Source organism: Rhizobium hidalgonense (genome assembly GCF_002914525.1).
Lineage (GTDB): Bacteria > Pseudomonadota > Alphaproteobacteria > Rhizobiales > Rhizobiaceae > Rhizobium > Rhizobium hidalgonense.
This window is the reverse complement of the sequence record NZ_LODW01000047.1, coordinates 121,422-144,398: the sequence shown is the minus strand read 5'-3', so window position 1 is coordinate 144,398 and position 22,977 is coordinate 121,422. Positions and strand designations below refer to the sequence as shown.

At 60.5% G+C, this 22,977-nt stretch carries 27 protein-coding genes and 4 pseudogenes; 12 read left to right on the top strand and 19 right to left on the bottom strand.

The features are described 5' to 3' along the window. The first annotated feature begins 48 nt into the window (after positions 1 to 48). The gene (locus ATY29_RS09815) at positions 49 to 873 is read left to right on the top strand and encodes an alpha/beta fold hydrolase (RefSeq protein ID WP_097536326.1); all 825 of its coding nucleotides are present in this window, start codon (positions 49 to 51) and stop codon (positions 871 to 873) included. 10 nt (positions 874 to 883) lie between these two features. Beyond that, positions 884 to 1,603: a hypothetical protein gene (locus tag ATY29_RS09810; RefSeq protein WP_097536324.1), complete on the top strand. Its 720-nt coding sequence runs from the start codon at positions 884 to 886 to the stop codon at positions 1,601 to 1,603. A gap of 94 nt (positions 1,604 to 1,697) precedes the next feature. Here ATY29_RS09810 and ATY29_RS09805 read toward each other — a convergent pair. Continuing rightward, positions 1,698 to 2,205, bottom strand: a pseudogene (locus ATY29_RS09805) (LysR substrate-binding domain-containing protein); the annotation flags it as partial. 63 nt (positions 2,206 to 2,268) lie between these two features. Between ATY29_RS09805 and ATY29_RS09800 the strand changes: the two are divergent. Further along, on the top strand, positions 2,269 to 2,607 hold the full coding sequence (locus ATY29_RS09800; protein WP_097536322.1) for a hypothetical protein: 339 nt from the start codon (positions 2,269 to 2,271) through the stop codon (positions 2,605 to 2,607). Positions 2,608 to 2,887: 280 nt separating this feature from the next. Here ATY29_RS09800 and ATY29_RS09790 read toward each other — a convergent pair. The 3 genes and pseudogenes from ATY29_RS09790 to ATY29_RS09780 form a co-directional block, all read right to left on the bottom strand. Further along, a pseudogene (locus tag ATY29_RS09790) lies at positions 2,888 to 3,580 on the bottom strand (SOS response-associated peptidase family protein). A 122-nt stretch (positions 3,581 to 3,702) separates the two neighbouring features. Beyond that, positions 3,703 to 4,161 carry a VapC50 family PIN domain-containing toxin gene (locus ATY29_RS09785; protein ID WP_342210723.1) on the bottom strand — a complete coding sequence of 153 codons (459 nt, stop codon included), beginning with the start codon at positions 4,159 to 4,161 and terminating at the stop codon, positions 3,703 to 3,705. Between the two features lie 108 nt (positions 4,162 to 4,269). Next, positions 4,270 to 4,610, bottom strand: a pseudogene (locus ATY29_RS09780) (MerR family transcriptional regulator); the annotation flags it as partial. Positions 4,611 to 4,796: 186 nt separating this feature from the next. On the opposite strand from ATY29_RS09780, the gene ATY29_RS09775 reads away from it, so the two are divergent. Beyond that, positions 4,797 to 5,165 (top strand): hypothetical protein, encoded by a 369-nt coding sequence (locus ATY29_RS09775; protein ID WP_097536320.1) that lies wholly within the window; start codon positions 4,797 to 4,799, stop codon positions 5,163 to 5,165. 36 nt (positions 5,166 to 5,201) lie between these two features. On the opposite strand, the pseudogene ATY29_RS09770 reads toward ATY29_RS09775, so the two are convergent. The 7 genes and pseudogenes from ATY29_RS09770 to ATY29_RS09740 all read right to left on the bottom strand — a co-directional run bounded on the left by ATY29_RS09770 (position 5,202) and on the right by ATY29_RS09740 (position 10,070). Beyond that, positions 5,202 to 5,657 (bottom strand): annotated as a pseudogene (locus tag ATY29_RS09770) (DUF411 domain-containing protein). A 55-nt stretch (positions 5,658 to 5,712) separates the two neighbouring features. After that, a complete protein-coding gene (locus ATY29_RS09765) occupies positions 5,713 to 6,000 on the bottom strand; it encodes a copper-binding protein (RefSeq protein ID WP_097536318.1) in 288 nt (95 codons plus the stop codon). A gap of 22 nt (positions 6,001 to 6,022) precedes the next feature. Beyond that, positions 6,023 to 6,502 carry a cupredoxin domain-containing protein gene (locus tag ATY29_RS09760; RefSeq protein ID WP_097536316.1) on the bottom strand — a complete coding sequence of 160 codons (480 nt, stop codon included), beginning with the start codon at positions 6,500 to 6,502 and terminating at the stop codon, positions 6,023 to 6,025. A gap of 33 nt (positions 6,503 to 6,535) precedes the next feature. Then, on the bottom strand, positions 6,536 to 7,882 hold the full coding sequence (locus ATY29_RS09755) for a multicopper oxidase family protein (protein WP_097536314.1): 1,347 nt from the start codon (positions 7,880 to 7,882) through the stop codon (positions 6,536 to 6,538). A gap of 14 nt (positions 7,883 to 7,896) precedes the next feature. Then, positions 7,897 to 9,357, bottom strand: a complete 1,461-nt coding sequence (locus ATY29_RS09750; protein ID WP_097536312.1) for a TolC family protein — start codon at positions 9,355 to 9,357, stop codon at positions 7,897 to 7,899. After that, the gene (locus ATY29_RS09745; RefSeq protein WP_097536310.1) at positions 9,354 to 9,581 is read right to left on the bottom strand and encodes a hypothetical protein; all 228 of its coding nucleotides are present in this window, start codon (positions 9,579 to 9,581) and stop codon (positions 9,354 to 9,356) included. Before ATY29_RS09745 ends, ATY29_RS09750 begins: the two co-directional genes overlap by 4 nt. Before the next feature lie 90 nt (positions 9,582 to 9,671). Next, on the bottom strand, positions 9,672 to 10,070 hold the full coding sequence (locus tag ATY29_RS09740) for a hypothetical protein (RefSeq protein ID WP_097536385.1): 399 nt from the start codon (positions 10,068 to 10,070) through the stop codon (positions 9,672 to 9,674). A 159-nt stretch (positions 10,071 to 10,229) separates the two neighbouring features. On the opposite strand from ATY29_RS09740, the gene ATY29_RS09735 reads away from it, so the two are divergent. Next, the gene (locus tag ATY29_RS09735) at positions 10,230 to 10,670 is read left to right on the top strand and encodes a YqaA family protein (protein ID WP_097536308.1); all 441 of its coding nucleotides are present in this window, start codon (positions 10,230 to 10,232) and stop codon (positions 10,668 to 10,670) included. Here the strand turns inward: ATY29_RS09735 and ATY29_RS09730 are convergent. Continuing rightward, complete coding sequence (locus tag ATY29_RS09730; RefSeq protein ID WP_097536306.1) at positions 10,653 to 11,156, bottom strand: cytochrome b; 504 nt, start codon at positions 11,154 to 11,156, stop codon at positions 10,653 to 10,655. The two genes, ATY29_RS09735 and ATY29_RS09730, sit on opposite strands and share 18 nt — an antisense overlap. A gap of 516 nt (positions 11,157 to 11,672) precedes the next feature. Between ATY29_RS09730 and ATY29_RS09720 the strand changes: the two genes are divergently transcribed. The 7 genes from ATY29_RS09720 (at position 11,673) to ATY29_RS09690 (ending at position 18,100) form a co-directional block, all read left to right on the top strand. Continuing rightward, positions 11,673 to 12,107: a DUF305 domain-containing protein gene (locus ATY29_RS09720; protein WP_097536302.1), complete on the top strand. Its 435-nt coding sequence runs from the start codon at positions 11,673 to 11,675 to the stop codon at positions 12,105 to 12,107. 11 nt (positions 12,108 to 12,118) lie between these two features. Further along, the gene (locus ATY29_RS09715; protein WP_097536300.1) at positions 12,119 to 12,451 is read left to right on the top strand and encodes a four-helix bundle copper-binding protein; all 333 of its coding nucleotides are present in this window, start codon (positions 12,119 to 12,121) and stop codon (positions 12,449 to 12,451) included. A gap of 106 nt (positions 12,452 to 12,557) precedes the next feature. Then, entirely contained in the window at positions 12,558 to 13,112 is a 555-nt protein-coding gene (locus tag ATY29_RS09710; protein ID WP_097536383.1) for a cytochrome c, read from the top strand. A 517-nt stretch (positions 13,113 to 13,629) separates the two neighbouring features. Next, positions 13,630 to 14,172 carry a Chromate resistance protein ChrB gene (locus ATY29_RS09705; protein ID WP_097536298.1) on the top strand — a complete coding sequence of 181 codons (543 nt, stop codon included), beginning with the start codon at positions 13,630 to 13,632 and terminating at the stop codon, positions 14,170 to 14,172. Between the two features lie 12 nt (positions 14,173 to 14,184). After that, the gene (locus tag ATY29_RS09700; protein WP_244597387.1) at positions 14,185 to 15,420 is read left to right on the top strand and encodes an MFS transporter; all 1,236 of its coding nucleotides are present in this window, start codon (positions 14,185 to 14,187) and stop codon (positions 15,418 to 15,420) included. Positions 15,421 to 15,507: 87 nt separating this feature from the next. Continuing rightward, complete coding sequence (locus tag ATY29_RS09695; RefSeq protein WP_097536294.1) at positions 15,508 to 16,059, top strand: phosphatase PAP2 family protein; 552 nt, start codon at positions 15,508 to 15,510, stop codon at positions 16,057 to 16,059. Between the two features lie 10 nt (positions 16,060 to 16,069). Then, the gene (locus tag ATY29_RS09690) at positions 16,070 to 18,100 is read left to right on the top strand and encodes a bifunctional DedA family/phosphatase PAP2 family protein (RefSeq protein ID WP_097536292.1); all 2,031 of its coding nucleotides are present in this window, start codon (positions 16,070 to 16,072) and stop codon (positions 18,098 to 18,100) included. A gap of 900 nt (positions 18,101 to 19,000) precedes the next feature. Here ATY29_RS09690 and ATY29_RS09685 read toward each other — a convergent pair. The 7 genes from ATY29_RS09685 to ATY29_RS09655 all read right to left on the bottom strand — a co-directional run bounded on the left by ATY29_RS09685 (position 19,001) and on the right by ATY29_RS09655 (position 22,937). Continuing rightward, positions 19,001 to 19,372: a COG4315 family predicted lipoprotein gene (locus ATY29_RS09685; protein WP_097536290.1), complete on the bottom strand. Its 372-nt coding sequence runs from the start codon at positions 19,370 to 19,372 to the stop codon at positions 19,001 to 19,003. Positions 19,373 to 19,590: 218 nt separating this feature from the next. Then, a complete protein-coding gene (locus tag ATY29_RS09680; RefSeq protein ID WP_054185977.1) occupies positions 19,591 to 20,004 on the bottom strand; it encodes a curlin in 414 nt (137 codons plus the stop codon). A gap of 172 nt (positions 20,005 to 20,176) precedes the next feature. Continuing rightward, complete coding sequence (gene csgH / locus ATY29_RS09675) at positions 20,177 to 20,572, bottom strand: curli-like amyloid fiber formation chaperone CsgH (protein ID WP_054185978.1); 396 nt, start codon at positions 20,570 to 20,572, stop codon at positions 20,177 to 20,179. A gap of 63 nt (positions 20,573 to 20,635) precedes the next feature. Beyond that, entirely contained in the window at positions 20,636 to 21,073 is a 438-nt protein-coding gene (locus ATY29_RS09670; protein ID WP_097536287.1) for a curlin, read from the bottom strand. A gap of 175 nt (positions 21,074 to 21,248) precedes the next feature. Then, on the bottom strand, positions 21,249 to 21,956 hold the full coding sequence (locus ATY29_RS09665) for a cytochrome c biogenesis CcdA family protein (RefSeq protein WP_097536285.1): 708 nt from the start codon (positions 21,954 to 21,956) through the stop codon (positions 21,249 to 21,251). 4 nt (positions 21,957 to 21,960) lie between these two features. Continuing rightward, entirely contained in the window at positions 21,961 to 22,344 is a 384-nt protein-coding gene (locus tag ATY29_RS09660; RefSeq protein ID WP_097536283.1) for a thioredoxin family protein, read from the bottom strand. Beyond that, positions 22,341 to 22,937: a hypothetical protein gene (locus tag ATY29_RS09655; RefSeq protein ID WP_097536281.1), complete on the bottom strand. Its 597-nt coding sequence runs from the start codon at positions 22,935 to 22,937 to the stop codon at positions 22,341 to 22,343. Before ATY29_RS09655 ends, ATY29_RS09660 begins: the two co-directional genes overlap by 4 nt. Between the last annotated feature and the right edge of the window lie 40 nt (positions 22,938 to 22,977).

The following is a 22,977-nucleotide window of genomic DNA, read 5'->3' as shown; positions in this document are numbered from 1 at the left end:
CTAACAAGCAACTTCGCCGCCAGGCGGTCCACCTCACAAGGAAATCACATGTCACTCGAAACGGCAAAAACCGAATATCTCGATACCGGCAATGTTCGCTTTGCATTCAGGCGTTTTGGCCGGGACTCAGGAACACCATTGATCTTGCTGCAACACTTCACCGGGACGATGGATTCCTGGGATCCAGCGGTCGTGAACAGGCTGGCAGAGGCGCGGCCCGTGGTCGTCTTCGACAATCTCGGTATTGGCACGTCGACAGGGCGTACGCCCGACACGGTCGAGCAGATGGCGGCGGACGCGGAGACCTTCATCCGTGGCCTCGACCTGACGCAGGTCGATCTTCTCGGCTTCTCGCTGGGCGGCATGCTCGCCCAGGTCCTCGCCGTCCAGCATCCCGAGCTGATCCGCAAGATCATCATCGCCGGCGCGGCGCCCCGCGGCGGCGAGGAACATCTGCTTGCCGTGGTGGATGAGGCCTTCGCGCAGGGCGCGTCGGATGTGCGTCTGCCATTGTTCTTCACGCCCTCGGAAGACAGCCAGCGCGCCGGCCGCGCGTTCGTGGCGCGCGCCACGGCACGCACGCAAGACCGCGACCCGGACAGCGGCGATGATGTCAGCGAGCCTCAGGCCAAGGCGATCATCGGCTGGTGTGCTGCGAAGGACGAGGGTGACGCAACGCTTCGGGCCATCGGGCAGCCCACGCTCATCGTGCATGGCAGCGACGACACGATGTTCCCGAGCATCAATGCTTACACGATGTTCAAAGCCATGAAGAACGCGCAACTCATCCTCTATCCGGACTCCGGGCACGGCGCGCTGTTCCAGTACGCCGAGACATTCGTCGCCCACTGCCAGACCTTTCTGGACAATTGAGGAAAGACAGATGCGCGATATTCAGCAGCAGGTGATGGAGGCCCATGGCGGCCTCGATCGGTTCCGGCAATTTTCCTTTCTGACAGCACGGCTTCATCAGTTCGGCATTCTCTGGGACCTGAAGGGAAAGCCGGACACTCTCGCTCAAGCCGATGTCCGGGTGAACCTCCGGAAGGAAGAGGTGTCGCATTGGCCGTTCCATCCGACACAGAACCGCTCCCGCTTCACGCCGGACGAGGTCAGCATCGAAACGCCCGAGGGTAAGGTCGTCGAAAGGCTCGCGCAGCCGCGCGCGAGCTTCGCGGGGTTCGCGATGGAGACGCACTGGAGCGACCCGCAGCTCGCTTATTTCTCGGGCTACACGATGTGGACCTATCTGACCTCGCCCTTCGTCCTCGCGCAGCCGGGCGTCGTGGCCGAGGAAATCGCGCCCTGGTCGGAACAAGGCGAGACGTGGCGCCGGGTGCGGGTTACCTTTCCTGCAGACATCGCCACCCACAGCCGGGAACAGACCTTCTACGTTGGTCCGAACGGCTTGATCCGGCGTCACGACTACGAGGTCGAGATCCAGGGCAACAACGCGGCCGCGCGTTATCTCCTCGATCCGGTCACCGTCGAGGGGATCGTGCTGCCTTCCAAATTCCGGGTGTATCCCCGCAATCCCGACAACACGCCGGCGACCGAACCGCTCATCGTTGGCGTCGACCTGTCGAATTACCGCCTCGAATGAAAGGCGCGCCGGCGCCCGGCATCACCTGTCGTTTGGCATTTAATCGCAAATAATGCACCGGTTCCGGTAGGTGATGGCCGCCCGTTTATGTAGGTCAAGGAGGGCCATTCAGCAGCGATGAATCACGCAATCTCTGCACCATATGTTCGATGAAGGGCGGACGCGGTGGGGCAGGGGGCCGCCACCGACATAGATGGCATGGACCAGTTCCAGGTCCCCCGGATTGTAGTCTTCGAGCAATGGGACCAGTTGCCCTGTCGCAATCTCGTCGGCCACATGAAACAGGCCCACTCGGGCAATGCCGGCCCCAGCCAACACCATCTGCTTCATCGTCTCGCCGTTGTTCACGACGATCGTGCCTTTGATCGGCTGTGCGAGATCCCGACCATCGGTGCGAACGGCCAGGAGGGTCTTGCGGGACGGAAATTGAATGTCAGGCAGTCGTGATGCTCAAGATCCGCCGGAGTTTCCGGCACTCCCTTGCGCGTGAGGTAGCCGGGGGCGGCACAAACCACGCGGCGGCTCTGTCCGAGCTTGCGGGCGATGAGCCCGCTGTCCGGCAGATTGCCCATGCGGATGGCGACGTCGGTCTTCTCCGCCACTTGTTGTCGAAAGTTACGCTCGGCATCGAGCATGGATGACGATGGTTGCGGGATCTGCGACGAATGCCTGGCACCATGACCGCCGGCGGCAAAACTCCGCCACCTATTCTGGCGACGTTCGAAGACGCGCTTGCGAAATTGCCGGACGGCTATGTCGACGGATATTTTGGTGACCGGCCATGGGGCGTGACCGTCAAGCGGTCGGAGGATGGCAAACGGATCTGGCTCTATGGTGAGGAGCTTAGCGGAACAGATATCGTCAGCTTCAACCTCTATCGATTGGCTGAACCGGGGTCGATACTTAAACCGTGCGAAATGTCCTCCAACAAGGTGATCGAATTCGTTCTTGGTTTCGAGCCAGCACGGGAAAGCGGCGTCTCGAAAACAGTGGCCGAAAAATAAGCAGAGGATTATGTTTCATTGCAACAAGCGCATGGCTGTACTGCAATCTCAGCGCTGGCGGTCGGGGCAGCCTCTGGTATTCTCAGATCATCGAAGCAATGCACCTCCTCCCGCAGAGCTTCGTGTTTCAGGCGACCCATACCTCCTCCCAAAGGGCGCCTGACGGAACAGCGGCACTCCTCCTCCCAGCCGTTGTTCAATTCTTTCGAAAAGCCTGCCGCACCTCCTCCCGCGGCAGGCTTTTTCGTTTTTCGATACAATCAAGCTCTGAGTTCAGGCGTTAAAGCAGACTGCCCTGTTCCACCGGCTCTCCGGATGTCGAGACGATCGCGGATCCGTACGGCTCGCATGAGGAAATAATCAGCGCGTCGTCCGGGAGAGGCCGTGCGAGATCCTTGGCCTCATCCCAACGCGCCCGCATCCAGGTGTCGGTCTCCTCCTTCGTCAGTAGCAGGACCGGCATGGCCTTCTCATGGATCGGCTTCACCAGGCTGTTGGGATCCGTGGTCAAAAACCCATAGAGGTCGTCGGTGGTCAGGCCGTCCCTGACCTTTCGGACACTCTGCCACTGCGGCACATGAATGCCAGCGAAAAACATCAGCGACTTTTGCTCGTCGCGGGCGAACCAGGCATTTGGCACCTTACCACCTTCCGCTTGGCTGGCCGAATCCGGTTCCGCGAAACTGGTGACCGGGACGAGACATCTGTTTTCGACGCCGAACCATCGCTTCCAATGCGAAAACTGAGCTTGCGCACATTGGTCGTGCCGCGGTCGGCCTCCATGCGGATCAGTTCTTCGAGATCGAATGGCTTACCCTTGGCCGCAATTCTCGGCTTTCGCTTTGGCGGCCTTCTCGAGCGTGAAGCGCGGGGAGGGCAGGCCCCAGCGCGCATGGACCAACTGCTTCTTTCCCTCAGCGGTATTGCGGACGATCGGCCCCATCTGATCGGGGTTCATCTGGTAGGCGGGCATCAGGTTGATCAGGCTTTCGGCGTCCTGGGCACAACACTGAAAATAGCGGGGTCGACGGTTCTATTCCCTTCTGCTTCAAGCCTGAAGGCGACGACTGCGGCAAGTTGATCGGATCATCCGGATCAGTCCCGCAAGGCTATGTTCTGGCAGAGCATCCTTGCAAATTTCTTCAGCCCATTTTGCTGAAGCGCGTCTATGAAACGTTCAACCGTCGGCGTTGTCTTCCACAGATTAAGCCTCGCACGTTTGACGCTGGAGATCAGCGCGTCGGGAAACGCGGCATGGAGCTCGGTCAGGAAATCATCCGGCGACTGGCTGGTCACGCGGTAAGGGCGGAGGTCTTGCGCTGGGAAATCTTTCAGGTTCCAGGTTACGATGATGGAGGCTTTCCCGGTGACGGCGGCTGCGAGCACATGCCGATCGCCCGGATCAGGTAGCTCGAGGTCCGCGACCAAAGAGGCACAGTTTGCAACGTCCGCCTCCGGTAGCACGGCCTTCATCCTGTCACGCGTGGCGATCAGACGTTCTATTGGTAAGGCGGGCGTGTTGGCTGCAAGATTGCGCATCCACTCGTCATGGATGTCATCGGTCCAGCGCGCATCGACGAGGCCATCGAACGCGCACTGGATCAGGACGTTGCGCAGTGGAAGGGATAGAGGACGCAGGCATCATAGACCGCGACGGGCGGTTTAGACGCCATGGGTCTGGATCAGGTCCTCGGTGTCCTCAGCAAGCGCGTCCATCGCGGTCTGGCGGTGTCGAGCCTCGATTTCAGTATAAGCACGTCCTTCAGCAAGGCGCGGCGGTGTTTGCCGACATAACGGAATGGTAGCTCGCCCCGGTCCATGCGCAGGACGACGAGTGGACGAGAAATGCCGAGAACGGCAGCCGCCTCGGTCGGGCTCAGTTCTTGGTCTTCGGCCAGCACGGCAACACGTTCGCCGCGCAGCATGTGCGCCAAAAGCGCCTCAACTGCCGCGGCGGCCGAGGGCGGTATCGAGAGCGTCTGTTCCTTCCCGCCTTCATGGCGATCAAGGCGGTAGATCAAACCTCCTCAGCTTCCTTCTCTATGATTACCGCAGCTGCGTCCGACGCCAGCATTCAAGTTGACGAGGTCGTACCGGGGCCAACAGATCCTTCGGAGGTGGCTGCGCAATTGTCGCGGAGCCTGCGCGGATATGATAGGATCAACATGTATTGACCGCGGGAGGGGTAAATGCGCCGAATCCTTCTGCCTCTGATCCTTTGCGCTCAGTCCGCGTCGACGGCGGCGTCGTCCGAGCTTGCAACGTTCCACACCGCTTCGTTCGGCGGTGGCCGATCGGTCAGCCTCAGTCTGGCGGATGGCCGCCCCGCGCGCGATCCCGCCTTCGATTTCGACGTGGTGATCACGCTGTCAGAATTCGACGGTGGCGGCACAGTGCTCTTCCGGGACCAAGCAAGACACGAGGCGAGCGTGCGCTGCGTTTCGCCAGCCATGGTGCGGACCAATTCCGAGAACTATGCGGTCGACGTGTCGACGCGGCGGGGAACCGACTGGAAGCACGATCTCTGGGCGGCACTTTGCACCGCGCCCGTTTCCTGAAGCGGCGATACGGCCATGGCTTGATCGATCGAGACCTTAGCCCTTCCGGGGCCGAACCGCCATCAATACGTAGGCGCGCCGGCCCCCGACGGGATCGCATAAACGTCATAGGATGCCGTCGGATAGTCACCCATCCCCAATGAACCGGGCGGCATGCCCGGCACGCAGCCCCCGAAGCGGCGGCCGCTCCCGCAACAGTCGCTGGACGGCCGCGAGCGGCACGTGTCCCTCAAGGTAGTATTTCTCGACAACGGCGGTGTGGCAGCCCTCCAAATCGGCGGGCGCACCCAGCCGCGCCTTGACGGGGGCGAGATCGTCGGCGTCGCGGGCATCGACGGAAAATCCCGCTGCGGCCATCGCCTTCGACCATTCGTTGCAGCAGCCGCAGTTCGGATCCTTGTGGACTGTCATCTTCGCCGGGCCGGCGAGGGCCCCTCCGCCGGGGAGCGCGAGGACGGACGCCGCCATTGAGATGAAGCTTATCCTGTGCATCGTCTCCACACCTCGATGTCCTGCCGCCCGGACCGGTCCGGGCGGCAGGCGTCCGCTACTTTACTTCAGTGACAGTCAGCTTGCCATTCACGCGCTCAGCAACGAACTCGACGTTCGACCCTTCCTTCAGCTTTTCGAGGAGAGCCGGGTCTTCAATGCGGAAGACCATCGTCATCGCGGGCATGTCGAGGTTCTTCAAGTCTTCATGCTTGATGGTGACCTTCTTCGCCTTGGCGTCGACCTTGGTGACGGCACCCTTGGTGAATTCCTGGGCGAAAGCCCCAAAGGCGGCGCTCGCGGAGAGCAGGGCGGCGACACCGATTGTGATCATTGCAGTTTTCATGTTCAGGGCTCCTTGGTTTCTATTACTTTCCGGCGACGCTGACGTCGCCGTGCATGCCGGCTTCGTAGTGGCCGGGGATCAGGCAGGCGAACTTGAAGTCACCGTCGGTGGTGAACTTCCAGACGATCTCGCCCGACTGGCCTGCCGGAAGGCGGATCGAATTGGCGTCGGCATGTTCCATTTCCGGGAACTTCTCCATGACCTTCTTGTGCTCCAGAATCTTGTCTTCCTGATCGAGCACGAATTCATGGTCGACGGTGCCGGCGTTCTTGATCTCGATCTTGACCGTCTGCCCCTTGCGAACCTTGAAGACCGCTGGCGTGAACAACATCTTGCCGTCATCGGTTTCCTTCATCGTGACGCGGATCGTCTGTGTCGCCTTGGCCTTGTCGCCCGGCTCGCCGACCGCCATTTTTTCACCGTGGCCGCCGGCGTGATTGCCGGAGGCGAGGACGGGTGTTGCGAGGGCCGCGAGTGCGGCTGCGATTAGAATTTTCTTCATTTCGTTCCTTTGCAGTTGGGAGGTATGGAGCCGTCATCCTTTGACGGGCTTCGGAGTGATCTGGGTTTTTGCGTCATTGGCCTTGGTCGCGTCCGGCAGTTCGCCGGTCCACTCCCAGGCCTGCGTTCCGGGCGGATTTTCGTACCAGCCCGGATCGGCGTAATCGTCCGCCGAGATGCCCTCGCGGACCTTCACGACGGAGAACATGCCGCCCATTTCGATGGGGCCGTACTTGCCCCAGCCGGTCATCATCGGAACGGTGTTCTCGGGAATGGGCATTTCCATTTCGCCCATGTCGGCCATGCCCTTCGTGCCCATGGGCATGTATTCCGGTTGCAGCTTTCGGATCTTCTCTGTGACCTTCGACTTGTCGGCACCGATGAAGGTCGGGATGTCGTGACCCATGGCGTTCATCGTGTGGTGCGACTTGTGGCAATGGATGGCCCAGTCGCCGAGATACTTGGCGTCGAACTCGTAAGCCCGCATAGCACCAACCGGGATGTCGATGCTGACCTCCGGCCAGCGCGCCTCCGGCCGCACCCAGCCGCCGTCCGTGCAGGTCACTTCGAAATCGTAGCCATGCATGTGGACGGGGTGGTTGGTCATCGTCAGGTTGCCGACGCGGACACGCACTCTGTCGTTCTTCGAGACGACCAGCGGGCTGATGTCCGGAAACACGCGGCTGTTCCAGCACCACATGTTGAAGTCGGTCATCTCCATGATCTTCGGCACGTACGAGCCGGGATCGATGTCGTAGGCGTTGAGCAGGAACACGAAGTCGCGGTCGACGCGCATGAACTTCGGATCTTTCGGGTGGACGACGAAGAAGCCCATCATGCCCATCGCCATCTGCACCATCTCGTCGGAATGCGGGTGGTACATGAAGGTGCCTGATTTCACGAGGTCGAACTCGTAGACGTAGGTCTTTCCAACCGGGATGTGCGGCTGCGTCAGGCCGCCGACGCCGTCCATACCCGATGGAAGAATCATGCCGTGCCAGTGGATGGTCGTATGTTCCGGCAGCTTGTTGGTGACGAAGATGCGAACGCGGTCGCCTTCGACAGCCTCGATCGTCGGTCCAGGTGACTGTCCGTTATAACCCCAAAGATAGGCGGTCATGCCGTCCGCCATCTCGCGCTCAACCGGTTCGGCGACGAGGTGGAATTCCTTGACGCCATTGCTCATCCGATGCGGCAGGGTCCAGCCGTTGAGGGTGACGACCGGCTGGTATTCCGGACCGGAGGTTGGGAGGAGCGGCGGCTGCATGTCTGCCGAATCCATTGTCGGCGTGTCGGGCAGGCCCATGGCCGACGTCTTCGTCCAGGCGCCTGCCGCCAGCAGGGCAGCGCTGGCACCGAACAGTTGTCGTCTGTTGAACATGGTGAGTTCCTTTCTCAATGGCCACCGCCGCCTTCGGAGGCAGCGGCGACTTCCGTCTCTGTCGACGCGTTCGTCGCGCCGCCGCCGTAGATCGCTGGCGCGAGGTTGGCTTCGGCGAGCCAGAAGTCGCGCTTGGCGTTGACGGAGAGCAGGATGGAATTGATCTTGTCGCGCGTGTCGCTCAGCAGATCGAAGGTGTTCGAGATCATGCCGTTGTATGTTAGCAGGGATTCCTCTTCGACCTTCGTGCGCAGCGGCACCACATTGTTTCGGTAGTGCCGGGCGATGTCGTAGTTCGAGCGATAGGCCTCGTAGGCGGAGCGCGCTTCCGAGCGGACATTGACTGCCTTCTCCGCCAGCAGGTTCGCCGCCCGCATGTAGGCCACCTCGGCCTTGCGCATCCGCGCCTTGCCGGTGTCGAAGATCGGGATGGCGAACTCGAGCTCGACCTGGGCTGTCGTTTCCGTCTTCTTCTCGTCTTCCTCAACTTCCCGTTCCGTTTCGAAGCCCGTGAGGATTTCGAGGTCGGTGACATAGCGTGTCGCCTCGGTGAGACCGTACGATCTGGCGGTGGCTTCGAGTTCGAGCTTCGCGACCTGAAGGTCAATGCGGTTCTTAAGAGCCTCGGCCTCGATGGTGTCCCGTTTCACAACGGATTTCGGTAGCGTCGGCAGGCCGTTCGGAACCTGGTAATCAAGGTCCGAGCCCCACAGGCCCATCAGCCGGGTCAGCTCCTCCTTGGCAAGCCGCGCCGCCAGTCGGGCCTTCGCCGTCTCTCCAGCGAGTTCGGCGACGAACACGTGCTCGCGGGCCTGGGCGCCCTTTGCCATCGCGCCTGTCTCGCCCAGCTTCTCCGCGAGTTCTGAAGCGGCGTCCGCCGCCGCCTGGGCTCGCTGGAGCTGGCCGACGTTCTCCCAGGCCGCCACCGCACCGATCCAGGCACGCCGGGTGTCAGCGGCGACCTGGAGCGTTCTCAAGGCCGCTGTCAACTGCGCCCGGCGGAAGCGGGTGTCGGCGATCGCCACGTCCGTCTTTTTCGTCGCGAGCGCCAGGATGTTCGTCGTGATCATCCCCTCGATGGTCTTGAACGCCTCCAGTTCCGGGGTGCCCATGCCCGTCGTGCCGATGGACACGGTCGGGTTGATGAACATTGTCGACTGCCAGGCATCGGCGGCGCTGTCGCCGAGATCGGCGTAGGCGGCCTGCAGGCCCTTGTTGTTCAAGAGGGCGATCTGGACCGCCGTCTCGACGTCCAGGGACTTCTTTCGCGCCAGCAGGCTTTTAACCTCCGCAGCCGCCGAGCGAGCCTGGTTCTGGTTCTGTATCCAGACCGTCTGCTTCGTGGTCACAATCGCCGTCTTGTCGGCAACGGAAGCAAAACCTGCTTGGTTGGTTGAATATTCGGCGCCGGTGACGCAGCCGCTCAGTATCAGCGGGAACGCCAGCACCGTGACGAATTTTCCGAGGCCGATCATGAGGCGTCTCCTTTCTCAGGAGACTGCGGATCGTTCTGTCTGCGCCACGGCTTTGGATCGACAGGCTGTCTGACGACGTAGCCCGAGATCGGCGACCGGTATGCGGCGGGGCGCGCCGAGGGTTGTTCGACCGCGGCGGCGGAAACCACCACGTCAGGAGGAAGCGTGGATGCGCAGCCGCCGACAACAAGCGGCAGCCCCACCACGAAAAGCGAGGATTTCATTATGAATTTTCCGAATAAGAGATAGCCTACGGCGCTGCCCAGATTCAGGCAGGCGACCGACTGGACCCCGTCAAGCGGGCGCGTCTCTTTTTAGATATTCGGGGGACGGTGCAGGGGCGGCAGTTCGCCAAGGGTCGTACGGTCGTCGGCGAACTGCCGGATCGAGACCACGACGGGTCCGCCGACGTCAGGGCCTTCACAAATAATGCCAAGCCCGCCACAGAAGTCCTTGCAGCATTCCTGCTTGACGAGTTTCGATGCACCATCGTCATCATGGGATACGTCGCCATGCGAGTGGCCGTGATCGGTTGCCTCAACCATGTCATGGTCTTCATGGGACGGCGTCACGTCCGAGACGACGGCTTTCAGATCGGGAAACGCGGATCCGTGCATCGCGGCGTGGGCATTCGACAGCGAGTACCCCGCCAGTGATACGATGATCACCAGCCGCAGCATCACGAGCAGCCTGCTCATTGTGATTCGGTACATCCTGTCCATTCCCAACGAGCTACATGCAAAGCAGCGCGATTTCAATTACGAGCTATGTCTCGTCAATGTTCGAGTCCTTTATGTGGCGCAAACATCACGTTGTGCACAGCTAGGGCTTCCAACGGTGGCAAGGTCAACAGGGGCTGTTCTTTTTTGACGATGATCGATCTTGCATCCTACACCGGCCTTTTCACCGCCGCCTTCGGTGCGGCGACGATACTGCCCATGCAGTCGGAGCCGGTGCTGGTCGGCCTTCTTCTCACCAGCAAGTTCTCCGTCCCGGTTCTGCTCGCCGTCGCCAGTGTCGGAAACACGCTTGGAAGCATCGTCAACTGGTTCCTCGGCCGGGGTCTCGAAACGCTCCGGAATCGGCGCTGGTTTCCAGTCGGGGAGGAGGCGCTCGAACGCTCGTCTCGCTGGTACAGGAAATACGGGAAGTGGACGCTGCTGCTTTCCTGGATGCCCGTGTTTGGAGACGCCATCACGGTTGTCGCCGGAGTGCTCAAGGAGCCACTGCTTCCCTTCACGATTCTCGTGTTCGTCGCCAAGACGGGCCGCTACGTCGTGCTGACGCTGGCCACGTTACAGCTCCTGGGCTGACGGCTTGCTGCGCGGGAACACCATCCGGTCGACCGTCTCGTCACGGGCCACCAGCGTGTGCCAGGCCGTCGCGGCAAAATGCAGCGCGACCATCGCCAGGATGATCCTCGATCCCGCGACGTGATAGGGCGCGATCCCGAACCAGAAATAGCTTGCGACGAATCCCATACAGGCCTGCGCGATGATCGCTGCATAGAAGGCATGATGAAGCGCTGTTGCGGCCCGCCCGGCCCACGTGCGGCGTGCGCTCGTCTGCGGCGGCTGCATGATTCGAAGAACCAGCCGTATGCCCATCAGCAGGCCGATCGCGATTCCCGCATAGTTGTGGAGGTGGTGCTGGACGACGTCCCAGTACGACGGTGTCACGCCCATGTGAACGGCGTGGTGTGTTCTCTCAATGCTGCCGCCTGTCAGATACTGGACCGGGATCATGAAGGCGATCAGCCAGTGCAGTCCTATCTGGGCAGGTGTATAGCCACGTTTCATCGGTTCCTTCCGAGCGACAGGGGCAGACTAGCCAGCACCAGTTAATGGTTCCTCATCGGCCATGCCAAAATCCCCGTCGCCACAGATTATCGATTGCCTGGAACATTTCAGCTGCCCTGCGGTTCTAGGGCAGAAGGGAAAACCAGCCGAATGAGACTTGGGAGCATATTTCACTACGCGCAGGTCGTGGTCGTCACCTTGTTGATGGCAACAAATTCCTTCGGCATGGCCGCGGCGTCGACCGATGTCGAAGTCCAGTATTGTCAGGCGGCGACGGAGCATCATCCCCAATCCGGGCATGCGTCCGGGCAGCAGAACGCGTGCTGTTTGACGATGCATTGCTGTCCGATCCTCCCGAAACTCGCAGAAATCGCCGAGCCGCGTTTTGAGCCCAGGCGACATGAACGGATATCGGCCGGCTATCGGCCGCTACTGCTGATCCGCGCGATCGATCCACCGCCCCGAAGCTCCGCTACTTGAGACCTACCATCCTCAATCAACTATCGGAGCACGATCATGAAGAAGCTCACTACCCTTGCCATTTCCGCAGTTGCTGCCGCCGCGTCCCTTGCGATCCTTCCAGCGAGCGCTTCCGCCCAGTCGACAATGGCGTATCCCGAGAAGTGCAAGTCTCAGGGCATGGACATGTCAAAGATGGACATGCCCTCGAACAGCATGCCGATGGGCGACATGACCGATTACCAGAAGGCGTCGATGAAAGGCATGAAGGACATGCACATGAACATGATGCAGGGAATGATGAAGAAGGGCGCCGACCTTTCCTTCGTCTGCGGCATGATCGCCCACCACATGGGCGCGATCAGCATGTCGGAGGTTGAGCTGAAATACGGCGACAACGACGAGGCCAAGCAGATGGCCCAGAAGATCATTGAAGCCCAGAAAAAGGAGATCGAAGAGATGTCCAAGTGGGTGGACAAAGAAGCCAAGTAGGAGATTGAGCCATGCATCACATGTCGACTGAAATGAAGGCCTGCATCGACAACTGCCTGGCCTGCTACCGCGAATGCCTGTCGATGGCGATGGGCCATTGCCTGGAACTGGGCGGGGAGCACACGAAGCCCCCGCACTTCAAGCTGATGATGGCGTGCGCGGAGATCTGCCGGACTTCGGCGCATTTCATGCTGATCGGCTCGGAGCACCACAAGCATGTCTGCCGGGAGTGCGCCGAAATCTGCGCCCAGTGCGCCGAGGACTGCGAACGGATCGGCGACATGCAGAGCTGCGTCGACGCCTGCCGCCGTTGCGCCGAGAATTGCCGCAAGATGGTGGCGTGACCGGGGAGGGCCTTCGCCCTCTTCCTGCCCAGATGGCGACGGATATCCGGTAGAGAGCGGATATTCCGTTGAAAACACCATGGCATTCGATACTGGCGGCGGATCGATGAGGCAGGTCAATCATTGGAAAAGACTCGGACTGCTCTCCTTCGCGGGAGCAGTCCTGATACGTGCCATTTCGTCGACGGCTGCGCAGGACGTCGTCGCGGTCCGGCAGGCGGACATGAAGGCCATGGCGGCCGCGGCGAAGACGATCTCCGGCATGTTCAAGGACCCGATGAGTTACAAGGCGGCCGAGTTCAGGCTGGCAGCCGATACCATCCGCGACAAATCCGGCGTCGTTCTCTCCGGACATTTCGCCTCGGAGGCCGCCAGCGCGCAATCAAAGGCCAAGCCGAACATCCTCGAGGAACGAGAACGGTTCGACCGCATCGCGAACGACCTGCGCGACTACGCTGTCGCGCTTGACGCCGCGGCTGAGAAAAATCCCGGACCGATGCCCGCCAGCATGCGCATGAAGCCTGGGGAGGCGATGGGAGGCGGCCCATTTGGCACCCACGTCCGCAACGAGCAGGAGCTTTCGGCGATGCCGGCGGAACACGCGTTCCATCTCATGCTCCAGACCTGCACGACCTGCCACGCCAGGTTCAGGATGGAATGAGCGGCGAACGCTCGGAACCGGAATTGCTAGCGTTGTTCAAGCGTTGACTTGTGAAAGGTTGGATCCAGGCGGCTAGCATTCACCGTGCTCCGTCTTCAGCCCGTTGAGACCGAAGCGGGGCATTGATCGGCGGCTGCGGCGGTTCGTCGCCAGATTGGCGGACTCGTCGATGATCGGGCAGTAGGGCCGGTCGTCGCCCTGTGTCGTGGTGGCAGAAAGTGCGCAGCATCTCCGTAGCGGAAATCTCTGGTTCCTGACAGCACATGAGTTCCGTTCAGATAAGGAGTGCCTGCATGAACGAAATCGTACCCGATCCCACGAGCGTTTACGTGAGGCCTTACTCAATCGTCTGAGGGACGAACAGCATGCCGAGGCTACCGTCAAGGCTTACCGTCATCGCTTGGAGGCTCTGACGAAGAGGATAAGGCAGCAGTCCGCTAACCCCTGAGATTGCCCGCCTTTCAATGCGCTGACAAATATGATTGATATGTAACGATCGTTGCATTATTCTTGTTACATGACGAATTTGGCTTGGCTCTTACTCACTTATAAAGTGCCCCCGGACCCCGCCACCAAACGCATCGCGCTTTGGCGGCGGCTGAAGGGAATGGGTGCCGTCTATCTGCAGAACGGGGTCTGCTTGCTGCCGAAGACTGACGATCATGTCCGACGCCTGAAGATGCTCGAGAATGATGTTTCTAAGATGGGCGGTGAATCCGTTATCCTGGAGACGGTCGCCCTCGACCGCGCGCAAGAGGACAAGGTCGTATCCCGCTTCAAAGCCGATCGCGACGATCAGTATCGCGAGTTTCTGGGACGGTGCACCGATTTCGAGGCCGAGATCGCCAAGGAAATCGCGATCAACAAGTTCACTTATGCCGAACTCGAAGAGGAAGATACCGACTTAAAGAAGCTCCAGGGCTGGCTGGAGAAGATCAAGAAGCTCGATTTTTACGGAGCCACGCTCGCGGCAGAGGCGAGCGAGCGCTTGCGAGGGTGCGAGGCATTGCTCGACAGCTACGCACAAAGGGTCTTCGATGCTCATGACGAGAACCGATAAATGAGGGTTAAACTGGATAGGCCTGACGGACCCACGGCGAGCACCGGCACCTGGCTTGTCCGCAGTTCCGGTCTCCCGACGGGCATCTGGGTCCTCGGCTTCGTCTCGATGCTGATGGATATCTCCTCCGAGATGATCCACGCTCTGTTACCAATCTACATGGTCACAGTGCTCGGGACGTCAGCACTGAGCGTCGGCATCATCGAAGGTGTCGCCGAGGCGACAGCCTCAATCACGAAGGTCTTTTCCGGTGCACTCAGCGACTGGCTCGGCAAGCGCAAGCTTCTAGCGGCGATCGGCTATGGCCTAGCCGCCTTCACCAAGCCTATCTTCCCGCTGGCTGGTTCCATCGAATGGCTTATCGCGGCGCGATTCATCGACCGCGTCGGCAAGGGCATTCGAGGTGCTCCACGTGATGCCCTCGTCGCTGACATCGCCCCGCCCGATCTGCGCGGCGCCAGCTTTGGCCTGCGGCAATCGCTCGATACGGTCGGCGCCTTCCTCGGTCCGCTGTTCGCGATTGGCTTGATGTGGCTAACAGCCGACCATTTCCAGGCAGTGTTTTGGATCGCCGTTATCCCGGCGTTCCTGTCTGTTGGTCTCATCGTCGTCGCGGTCAAGGAACCGGATCGGCCCAAGAAGCAGAATCGTGTCCGGATGCCGCTGCATCGCGATGAACTGTGCCGATTGGGAGGGACCTATTGGTGGGTGGTCGCGGTCGCGGCAGTCTTCACGCTCGCCCGTTTCAGCGAAGCATTTTTGATCTTGCGGGCGCAATCCATCGGCTTCTCCATAACGGTGATCCCCGTTGTCCTGGTCGTCATGAGTCTCGCCTACTCCCTTTCCGCCTATCCAGTTGGCGTGCTGTCGGATCGCGTCAATCGCACGACCCTTCTAGCAATTGGGCTCGTCCTGCTACTCGGGGCGGACCTCGCGCTTGCATTTGCGGCAGAGATGGTCTGGGTCGGGGTTGGTGTCGTGCTCTGGGGCCTTCATATGGGTTTCACCCAAGGTCTGCTGGCAACGCTGATCGCCGAGAGCGCTCCCGCCGAGCTGCGGGGAACCGCCTTCGGCGTTTTCAACCTGGTGACGGGAATCGCATTGCTCGCAGCCAGTATCGTCGCCGGTGCTCTATGGGACATGACGGGGCCTCAGGGCACATTCCTGGCGGGAGCCGCTTTCACCATGGTGACTCTCGCCGGATTGTTCATCGTGCGCGCCCGGCTAGGAGATCGGACCGATATGTGAGCGTCCGCAGCGCGGTCATATGATCCCGTCAAATAAATCACCAAGGCAGCGCGCCTGAGGCTGCTTTAGTCAAACTGGAGACTGCCGATGTATGAACTCGACGCCGCTGTAACGCATGCGATCAACGGACTGGCAGGACATAGCGCTGCTCTCGATCTTCTGATGATCTGGATCTCCAGTATCGGCGTTCCGCTTCTGGTTCTGGCGGTCGCCGTTCAATGGTGGCGGAGGCCTGACAGACCGCACATGCGCCATATGCTCGTTGCGGCAGGGTTCTCGTTTCTGTTGGGGCTCGGCCTCAACCAGCTCATTCTCCTCGAGGTTCACCGGGCCCGCCCCTATGACGGCGGAATAACCAACCTGCTGATCGAACGAAGCGCCGACTTTTCGTTTCCCTCCGACCATGCAACGGCGACCTTCGCGATCGCGGCAGCCTTTCTCATTCATGGCTCACGACGAGCCGGACTTGCTTTCCTTGCCGCGGCCTGCCTTGTCACCTTCTCCCGTGTTTTTATCGGCACCCATTATGCCAGCGACGTTGTCGGCGGCGCGCTGACCGGGGTTATTGCAGCGCTCATCGTCCGTGCGGTGTATCGGGAAGGCACCAGAGCCGACCGGCTAATCACCAGCATCCTATAGGACGACTGCAATGGCGTCCTTGGTCTCATCGGTAATCGACTGGCTAAGCGCGCATTCGCACATTGCCTATCTCGCAGTGTTCCTGCTTGCTCTCTCTGAGTCGATCCCAATGATCGGCGTCATCGTTCCAGGTACGGCGGTGATACTTGCCCTGAGCGCTCTCGTTCCGAGGGGTGTCCTGGTGCTGTGGCCATTGCTCGCCGCAGCGACATCAGGCGCGATCGTCGGGGATGGTGTCTCTTTCTGGCTCGGCCACCGGTACCACCGCGAGATTCTTGGGCGCTGGCCACTGAACAGGCACCCCGAACTGATTGAGCGTAGCGAGGCCTTTTTCAAGCGGCACGGCGACAAGAGCGTCTTTATCGCCCGCTTTGCGCCGGGGGTTCGCGCCTTCGTCCCACTTCTTGCTGGCATGCTTGGAATGTCGGTGAGGCGGTTCTACGCCGTCAACATCGCTTCGGCCCTTGTCTGGGCGCCGTCACACATTTTTCCCGGCGTTCTCGTCGGCGCCACATTCGGTGCTCTCGGCGCCGCCGCAAAGCCGCTGGCGATCCTTCTGCTCATGGTGCTCGCATTTGGCTGGGTCACGTGGCGTCTTGGGCGTTGGACATTGAGGCGCGCTGTTCCACTTTTGGACGGTGGCATCGCAGAGATGCGGAGCTGGGCTGAGACCCGGAACACATGGCTCAGCCGCAGTATCGCCAGCCTGCTCGACCCGGAGCGCTCCGAAGCGCGTGTTCTCTCGCTGATGCTTGTCCTTCTCGGCGCCGCCGCCTGGGTATTCTTCGGCGTTCTCGAGGACGTGATCAGCGGTGATCCGCTGGTTCTTGCCGACAGCGCCATCTTCAACGCATTGCAGGAAGTTCGCACGCCAGCCGGCGATGCGGTCATGATCGGTATCACCGAGCTTGGCGACACCAGAGTTGTGGTGGCGGTCACAGCGATCGTGCTCCTCTGGCTCGTGTGGAAGCGTGCGTGGCGCACGGCTATTTTCTGGCTGGTTGCCGTCGCAGGGGCGTCGGCTCTCAACACCATCATCAAGGTTACACTCCACAGAGCAAGACCCGATGAGTTGCTCTATTCCGGCTGGAGTGCATATTCCTTCCCGAGCGGCCATAGCACGACGAACATGGTCCTCTACGGTTTTCTTGCATTTCTCATTGCCCGCGAGCTTCGTCCGGCGCTGCAGGTGTCCGTCGCCGTAGGCGCTGCAGTCTTGATCTTCCTGATCGCGTTCTCGCGTCTGTACCTCGGAGCACATTGGTTTTCCGACGTGGTTGGCGGGGCGGCATTCGGATCCGCGTGGCTGATCCTGCTCGGCCTCTTCTATCTGCGGCGTCCGGTCGAACGAATAGGATCCCCATCGTTGCTCGTCGCGACGTCCGTAGCACTTCTCCTTGCCGGCGGGGGCAACATCTATCGAAGCCATGCGACGGATGTGGAGCGGTATGCAGCCAGGAGCACGACACAGATCACGGCTGTTGCCGACTGGTGGGCGACAGGTTGGCAGACACTCCCCGAGCGGCGGATCGATCTCACCGGCGAAGCGGAGGAACCGCTGACGTTCCAGTGGGCGGGCAGTCTGCAGGATTTGGAGGATATTTTGCAGCAAGACGGTTGGGGGCCATCCATCGGCTGGACGCCGGCGACCGCCCTCGAATGGCTCACTGCATCCACCGACGCTGCTGGTGTCCCTGTGGTTCCTCTGTTCGCAAGCGGACGTCTTCCATATCTCACGTTCGTGCGATCTGCGGACACGACAGCCGCGGCCAATTCGCATCTCGTACTTCGACTGTGGGTAACCGACCTGGCGGTCACAAACGGGCAGACTGTACCGCTTTGGATGGGCTCGGTCATGGAAGAGCGCATCTACCGCCCCCTCTCGCTGATCACTCTGGTTTCGACGCAGCCCGACTTCAACGCGCCGAGGCAGGCGCTGGCGCAGTCTTTTGAAGGCGGTAGCCTTGTGTCACGGGCTGACGAGCAGCCGAATGCCGAGTGGGACGGGCGTGTTCTGTTGGCTCATCAAAAATCGCAATAGAAAATCACGCCGGAATGAGAGCATCGGATTTTCGGGAGCCTGAACCGCGACACAGGAGACCGAGGGACTGTCCCGATGGATTGGATTGTCGCTGCAAGAGGGCGAGCAGGCTTGCTCGACAGCTTCTCCACATCAGCCGTCACGATGTGAGCATCAAAGTGATTTCGACGGCGCCTCGCTCGATATCGCGACGGTGACACGGTCTATCCCGTCGGGGATGCTGCGGATGAATAAGATCCCCTTCGCCTTCGGGACCGCTTCGAGCAACCTAGCCCAGAAAGCACCGTTCATCGATGCCGCGGTAAGGCCACCACCGAAGACCTTATGGCGGCTCCGGGTCGGCAACGGCCATGGCCAGGCCGCCTGCAGGAAGGGCTGCTATTTGACCTTTCCAAAACCTGCTGGTCTCTTCACGGCCCCAAACCAGTCATGCCAGTCGACCCAAGTTCGCGCATTGCTCAGATAAACTGTGACCGAGGGGAATGATGAATAACCGGGTCGCGGGTTCATATCCTTTCACATTAGGATTTTTGTCGAATGTTCATTCGAGTGGCTTCGAATTTCTCCTTCATCGGCGGATCCACGGTCTGAGCCCATAGCAATTACCGGCCCGTTCTCGGGCCTATATAACCTGACGCTCGCCGCTCTCGGCGGCTGCTCGGCTGGACGATAACCGACGAGCGAACGGACCGGCTTCGCTGCTCGAATGGCCGAACGCTGTGCTTCTGCTACACCTCGCATCTGCTGGGAAGGGCGCTGACGCCGGTTCGGGAAACGCCGTCGAAGGGATGATTGTCTCGATGTCGGACCTGGGACGAGGCGCGCACGCGGATGGATCATCGCCCGCATCCCCAGTTTTGAGCCTTTCAATTCAGCACTGAAAGGCTCCAGTGCGCCGGGCTACTTGGCGACATGCCAAACGCCGCCGACGCCATCGCCGGTCATATCGCCAGGCTTCTTGTCTCCGGCGAAGGTGTAAAGCGGCTTACCTTCATAAGCCCACATCTCCTTGCCGTCGGCAGCCTTGACGAGTGACCATTCGCCTTCGGCCTTGGCCTTGGCGGCGGCGTGGAAGGCCGGCCATTTCTTCAAGCAGGCATCGTCGCAGCTTGATTTGCCCATGGCGTCCTTGTCGAACGTATAGAGTGTCATACCTTTGGCGTCTGCCAGGATCTTACCCATCTTCGTGTCGACCATTTTGGCTGGTTCCGCTGCAAAGGCCGAAAAGACGGTTGCAGCCAACAGGCCCATGGAGACGATCAGCGTTTTCATGATTACCTCCGGTTCGGGAGTGCCAGCGGAATGCTGGTAGCGTCCGATGTGAGCAAGAAACGCTCCGGCGAGGTGGCGGTTCCATGATTTGACTGGCGGCGATACACATTCAAATTTGTCTTGTGACCGGCAGAGGTCCGAGGTTTGAATTGCGGGCAAGCGCCTTGTCCAGGCATGGATGAAAGGACGTGACCTCGCCCCGACTGTTGTGAGTTGCCTTACCAGCCATAGCTGAAGGTAGCGCCGCTGCCGTTATCCCCATCCTGCACCACGTCGGTTTCAGTATTTCGCCCATACTGGAAAATGCCATAGGCATTGTTGTTGCCATTCTGCCGCAAGGTTGCGGAATGACCGCTGCCCCGTTGCTGGATGAAGCCGAGGTTGCCGCGGCCGATTTGGGCGATGCCGGCGGCGTTACCCCGGCCCAACTGCCGGATGTCGGCGTCTTTCAGGCCGCGGTAGAGCGAATAGACGTGCAGTCCGCTTGAGAAAAGACCCCCATCCTCGGCATTATCAGGCGCAAGATTGAACGAGATCCGGCCGCCGGCATAGGCCGGCACAGACAAGGCTATTTGCCCCAGGCTCGCGGCAAGAAGAGTGACGGTAAGGGTCTTAAACACGTTGCGGGTCATCCTGATCTCCATTTGCCGGCTGACTTGGCCGATGATCGACTTTCGCATCTTCAAGCTGAACCCGTTCGGAATTGCCCGTTCAGTTGTCGTTCAGTCGTTGCCGCCTGGTCGAAGAAAAAGGGCGCCAAAACCGGCGACCCTTTTCAAGAGATCTGCAGAGTGTGGAGGCCGTTCAGTTGCCGCCGGTCTTCGTGCAACTGAAACGCTTATCCCCGATCACGACATCCAGTGTCGCCTTGTATTCGGTTCCCTTGGAGTCGAGCGAAACGGAACTGAGGACAGCCGTATGTCCCGCTATGGAATCGAAGTCGCCACCCTGGTTGATCGTGGAGCTTCCGCCATCCCCTGATTTCTCGACATGGAAGGTGTAAGTACCGCCAACGTGCTTGTCGGCGCGGACGAGCGCATCCAATCTCACCATACCTGCTCCAGGCGTTGCTTTGATTTCGCAAAGCTGCGCCTCGTCAGATTGGTTGGGAGTCGTCACGGCCGCAACGGCGCCGACGGGAAGCAGGACTAGCGCGAGAATCGCCATCAGGCGGCGTGGATGTTTGATATTATTACGCATGGGGCGTCCCCTAATGGCATGCTGTTGCGATCTGACCTCTTTTTACGTCACCGCGCAGCCTGCTTATGGGCAGGCCTGGACGAAGGCCGCGACGTTGCCGTTGCCACCCTGATTGACATTGGCGCTGCAACCATGGCCGACCTGAACGCCAGCCGCGATGTTGCCATTGCCGTCCTGGGTCAGGATGGTCGTGTGGTTGGAGCCAAACTGGCCGATGCCGGCCACGTTGCGGTTGCCGTTCTGATAGGTGGCGCCATAGTTGTCATTGCCTTCCTGACCGACAGCCGAAACGTTATGACGGCCATATTGATGGCCGACAATCCGGTTGTAGCCACCGTTCTGATAGGTTCTGATCCGGTTTCCGTACCCTTCCTGCGCGCCACCGGCAGAATTCGACCAGCCATACTGTTCGATGCGCACATCATTGGCCATGGCGGGAGCTGTGGCGGTGAGGCCAACGAGAGCGACGAGTGCGGTTGCAATGAAAGAGCTGCGGATCATGAATGTATCTCCTCAGGCGGATCGGACCGCGGTTGAACGTCTTTCTTCTAGAGGCCCTCGTTGGAACGGAAGCTGAAGGAACCATTCAGTCGGGGTTCATTCGCAGGGATAGGAGCCTGCTGAATTGCGGAGCTGATGCTCGAAGAAGTTTGAGCCAGTCGCTGGAATTCGAAATTCAGATGGCAGTCGTGAGGGCCAGCATCCAACTCGGCAGAGCGTCAAGCAGAACTGTTTGAACAGTTCGATCGAAGCCGGTGAGCGTCATGGCGCCGGCAAGAATGAGCAGCACTCCGAGCGCGATTTTGAGGCCGCTGGCTGTGCTCATCATGCGCCCGCGCCAGCGCAACAAAGCTTCGCGCGACAGCATCGACAGCAACAGCAATGGCAAGGCCGTGCCGATGCCGAATGCCAGCATGGTCAATGTGACCATGCCAAGATTTTCGCCGCGGGCAGCCATGATGGAGGCAGCGCCCAGGGTGGGGCCGACACACGGCGTCCATACCGCGCCGAGGAGCAGGCCGACACCGAACTGTCCGGAGATGCCCGACGTCGACAGGCCGCTGAAGCGGTTTTGCGTCCAGCTGCTCACCGGACCTGCCGCGGTGGCAAAACCAACCTGCAAACGCGGCACCAGCAGCACCGCGCCGAAAAGGATCAGCAGCACGGCCGCACCGGTGCGGAAGACTGTCATGTCCAGACCGATCGAGAAGCCGATGGTGGCGACGAACAGACCGATTGCCGTGAACGATAGCGCCACGCCGGCTGCCAACGCTAGCGGCGCAAGCCGATGCTCCGCCACGGCGCCGGCCAGTACGACGGGCACGAGCGGCAGAACACAGGGCGACAGGATCGAGAGGATGCCGGCGAGCAGAGCGAGCGGCATCGATCTACAGCGCCTTGCGCATGACTGCCTCGATTACGGCGGGGTTGGTCTTGCCGGTCATCCTGTCGACCTCCTTGCCGCCCTTGTAAACGATCAACGTGCTTTGCATCTGGACATGCAGCAGTTTCAGCACGTCTTTCTGCGTATCAAAATCGACCTTGAACTCTTTCATGTCCCTGAATTCGGGTGTGCTGAGAAGCTTGGCAACGACCGGTTTCTGCAGCTTGCACTCCCCACACCAGGGTGCCGTGACATGCACGAGGACCGGTCCGCCGGCTGCAACCGCCTCCTTGAAACCAGGCAGCGGGTCATTGCCGGCAGCAAAGACGGGTGTCGCGATCGCGAGGGTGACAGCGGCGAAGGAAAGAAGGACGTGACGGCGGTTCATGCAGAAGTCTCCAGGGTGCGAGATGCAGGGGCGAAGTGCGTGAACAGGTCATCGGCAGCGGTGGCTGCGGCCTGTGGCGCGGTGATGTTGACGAACACGCCAGTGGCGTCGTGCGTCACGTCGAAGGTCAGGAAGGCGCAGCAAGCCTGCTCCATCCGCACCAATTCCCGGACCTCGGCAAGCGCGTCGGGCGCATAGGTCAGGTTCAGGCGCAGGCCGGTTCGGGTTGCCTGCCGAAGATGGCGCGACGTCAGTGTCCGGATGAACTCGGTCCGCGCCTTGAACGCGTTGGCGTCCAGCGTGCAGGCAATCGGGGCTTCTTGTTTGACGTCGGTGCTGCAGGAGCCGCAGCCACAGCTGTTCGCCGCCATCAGGTTTTCAAGGCCGGCCGATCGCACTCGCTTTCGCCGTGACAGCAACAACAGGCCAGTTGCAAGTACAACGAGCAGGATCGCTACAGCGCCCCATTTGACAAGGGCGGCGCCAACCAAAACAGCGCTGGCGCTGGCGAGCATAAGAGGCACGACGCTGACCGCGCAGCACGCGGCACAGGCCGCGACTGCAGCGCCTGTCAGCTTCATTCCGGTGTTCATCTTCGATCTCCAATTTTCAGGCTGGTCGGAGCCTACTCCT

What these genes read in the sequence shown, in the direction of transcription:
- ATY29_RS09755 (WP_097536314.1), bottom strand. Translation starts at nt 7,882, where the DNA reads ATGTTCAACAGACGACAACTGTTCGGTGCCAGCGCTGCCCTGCTGGCG.
- ATY29_RS09710 (WP_097536383.1), top strand. Translation starts at nt 12,558, where the DNA reads ATGAGGCAGGTCAATCATTGGAAAAGACTCGGACTGCTCTCCTTCGCG.
- ATY29_RS09695 (WP_097536294.1), top strand. Translation starts at nt 15,508, where the DNA reads ATGTATGAACTCGACGCCGCTGTAACGCATGCGATCAACGGACTGGCA.
- ATY29_RS09815 (WP_097536326.1), top strand. Translation starts at nt 49, where the DNA reads ATGTCACTCGAAACGGCAAAAACCGAATATCTCGATACCGGCAATGTT.
- ATY29_RS09750 (WP_097536312.1), bottom strand. Translation starts at nt 9,357, where the DNA reads ATGATCGGCCTCGGAAAATTCGTCACGGTGCTGGCGTTCCCGCTGATA.
- ATY29_RS09810 (WP_097536324.1), top strand. Translation starts at nt 884, where the DNA reads ATGCGCGATATTCAGCAGCAGGTGATGGAGGCCCATGGCGGCCTCGAT.
- ATY29_RS09800 (WP_097536322.1), top strand. Translation starts at nt 2,269, where the DNA reads ATGCCTGGCACCATGACCGCCGGCGGCAAAACTCCGCCACCTATTCTG.
- csgH (WP_054185978.1), bottom strand. Translation starts at nt 20,572, where the DNA reads ATGCGTAATAATATCAAACATCCACGCCGCCTGATGGCGATTCTCGCG.
- ATY29_RS09730 (WP_097536306.1), bottom strand. Translation starts at nt 11,156, where the DNA reads ATGAAACGTGGCTATACACCTGCCCAGATAGGACTGCACTGGCTGATC.
- ATY29_RS09690 (WP_097536292.1), top strand. Translation starts at nt 16,070, where the DNA reads ATGGCGTCCTTGGTCTCATCGGTAATCGACTGGCTAAGCGCGCATTCG.
- ATY29_RS09760 (WP_097536316.1), bottom strand. Translation starts at nt 6,502, where the DNA reads ATGAAGAAAATTCTAATCGCAGCCGCACTCGCGGCCCTCGCAACACCC.
- ATY29_RS09720 (WP_097536302.1), top strand. Translation starts at nt 11,673, where the DNA reads ATGAAGAAGCTCACTACCCTTGCCATTTCCGCAGTTGCTGCCGCCGCG.
- ATY29_RS09715 (WP_097536300.1), top strand. Translation starts at nt 12,119, where the DNA reads ATGCATCACATGTCGACTGAAATGAAGGCCTGCATCGACAACTGCCTG.
- ATY29_RS09660 (WP_097536283.1), bottom strand. Translation starts at nt 22,344, where the DNA reads ATGAACCGCCGTCACGTCCTTCTTTCCTTCGCCGCTGTCACCCTCGCG.
- ATY29_RS09775 (WP_097536320.1), top strand. Translation starts at nt 4,797, where the DNA reads ATGCGCCGAATCCTTCTGCCTCTGATCCTTTGCGCTCAGTCCGCGTCG.
- ATY29_RS09740 (WP_097536385.1), bottom strand. Translation starts at nt 10,070, where the DNA reads ATGTACCGAATCACAATGAGCAGGCTGCTCGTGATGCTGCGGCTGGTG.
- ATY29_RS09680 (WP_054185977.1), bottom strand. Translation starts at nt 20,004, where the DNA reads ATGACCCGCAACGTGTTTAAGACCCTTACCGTCACTCTTCTTGCCGCG.
- ATY29_RS09665 (WP_097536285.1), bottom strand. Translation starts at nt 21,956, where the DNA reads ATGCCGCTCGCTCTGCTCGCCGGCATCCTCTCGATCCTGTCGCCCTGT.
- ATY29_RS09705 (WP_097536298.1), top strand. Translation starts at nt 13,630, where the DNA reads ATGACGAATTTGGCTTGGCTCTTACTCACTTATAAAGTGCCCCCGGAC.
- ATY29_RS09765 (WP_097536318.1), bottom strand. Translation starts at nt 6,000, where the DNA reads ATGAAAACTGCAATGATCACAATCGGTGTCGCCGCCCTGCTCTCCGCG.
- ATY29_RS09670 (WP_097536287.1), bottom strand. Translation starts at nt 21,073, where the DNA reads ATGATCCGCAGCTCTTTCATTGCAACCGCACTCGTCGCTCTCGTTGGC.
- ATY29_RS09655 (WP_097536281.1), bottom strand. Translation starts at nt 22,937, where the DNA reads ATGAACACCGGAATGAAGCTGACAGGCGCTGCAGTCGCGGCCTGTGCC.
- ATY29_RS09685 (WP_097536290.1), bottom strand. Translation starts at nt 19,372, where the DNA reads ATGAAAACGCTGATCGTCTCCATGGGCCTGTTGGCTGCAACCGTCTTT.
- ATY29_RS09745 (WP_097536310.1), bottom strand. Translation starts at nt 9,581, where the DNA reads ATGAAATCCTCGCTTTTCGTGGTGGGGCTGCCGCTTGTTGTCGGCGGC.
- ATY29_RS09735 (WP_097536308.1), top strand. Translation starts at nt 10,230, where the DNA reads ATGATCGATCTTGCATCCTACACCGGCCTTTTCACCGCCGCCTTCGGT.